Origin of the sequence: Burkholderia sp. Ax-1720, from assembly GCF_011753035.1 — a bacterium.
Lineage (GTDB): Bacteria > Pseudomonadota > Gammaproteobacteria > Burkholderiales > Burkholderiaceae > Burkholderia > Burkholderia gladioli.
This window is the reverse complement of record NZ_VWWK01000418.1, coordinates 1-1,418: the sequence shown is the minus strand read 5'-3', so window position 1 is coordinate 1,418 and position 1,418 is coordinate 1. Positions and strand designations below refer to the sequence as shown.

Annotated in this window: 1 protein-coding gene; it reads left to right on the top strand. The window is 74.5% G+C overall.

Features of this window, described 5'->3' with window-relative positions:
- Window positions 1-22: 22 nt before the first annotated feature.
- Window positions 23-1,418 (top strand): tetratricopeptide repeat protein (locus F3J18_RS37345; protein ID WP_240156525.1); only part of this gene is annotated, 1,396 nt, incomplete at its 3' end.

Sequence of the window (1,418 nt, the reverse complement as noted above, 5' to 3'; positions counted from 1 at the left end):
CCGGGCCTCGCTCGCCGCCGCCCTGGCGCTGGCCGGCGCGCTCGCGCTCGGCCAGGCGCCGCATGCGCTGGCCGCCGGCTCCGACGCGCTGCAGGCGCTGATCGACCAGGGCAAGTACTGGCAGGCGCACGGCCGCAGCGACCTGGCCGAGCAGGCCTGGAAGAAGGTGCTCGGGATCGACGCGAAGCAACCCGACGCGCTGCTCGGCATGGGCTTCGTGATGGCCGACCGCAAGGACGGCGGTCAATCCGAGTCCTACCTGGACCGGCTGCGCCAGGTCGCGCCGAACTATCCCGGCATCGACGAGCTGGGCCGGCGCCTCGGCCAGTCCTCGCCGCGCGACCAGACCGTCAACGACGCGCGGCGCCTGGCCCAGTCGGGCCGCAGCGCCTCGGCGGTCGAGCAGTACCAGAAGGCGATGGACGGCGCGCCCGCCACGCCCGGGCTGCGCCTGGAGTATTACCAGGCGCTCGCCGCCACGCCGAACGGCTGGGACGAGGCACGCAAGGGCCTGGAGACGCTCGCGCGCGACAACCCCGACGATCCGCGCTACGCGCTGGCCTATGCGCAGCACCTGACCTATCGCGATGTCACGCGCCGCGACGGCATCGCGCGCCTGCAGCAGTTGGCAGGCGACGCGAAGTTCGGCCGGCAGGCCCGCGAGAGCTGGCGGCAGGCGCTGCTGTGGCTGGCCGCGCGGCCTTCCGACCAGCCGATGTTCGACGCCTACTTCAAGCTCGCGCCGAACGACCCGGCGGTGAAGGCGCGCTACGACGCGATGGTGCTGCAGGAGAAGGCCAGCGACGCGCGCAGCGCGCAACAGGTGGCCGACAGCGCGCGCGGGCGCGCCATCGGCGACGGCTTCGCGGCGCTCGACCGCAACGACCTCGCCACCGCGCGCGCACGCTTCAACGCCGTGCTCGCCGGCGCGCCGAACGACGCCGACGCGCTGGGCGGCCTCGGCATCGTCGAGCTGAAGCAGGAACATTTCCGCGAGGCCCGCAACGATCTCGAGCGCGCCTCGCGCGGCGGCGACCCGTCGCGCTGGCGCGACGCGCTGAAGAGCGCCGGCTACTGGAGCGACACGGGCGACGCGCTGGTCGCGCAGAATCGCGGCGACGTGGCGAAGGCCAAGTCGCTGTTCGAGCACGCGATCGCGACCGATCCGTCCGAGCCGGCCGCCCAGCTGATGCTCGGCGAGCTGCTGCTGGCCAACCGCGATCCGCGCGGCGCCGAGCAGGCCTACCGGATGGCGCTGCGCCGCCAGGCCGACAACCCCGACGCGATCCGCGGCCTGGTGGGCGCGCTGGCCGCCCAGGGGCGCGGCGACGAGGCGCTGCAGTTCGCCAACCAGCTCACCGCCGAACAGCAGGCCAAGGCCGGCGGCCTGGAGCGCCTGCGCGGCACCGCCGAGGCGG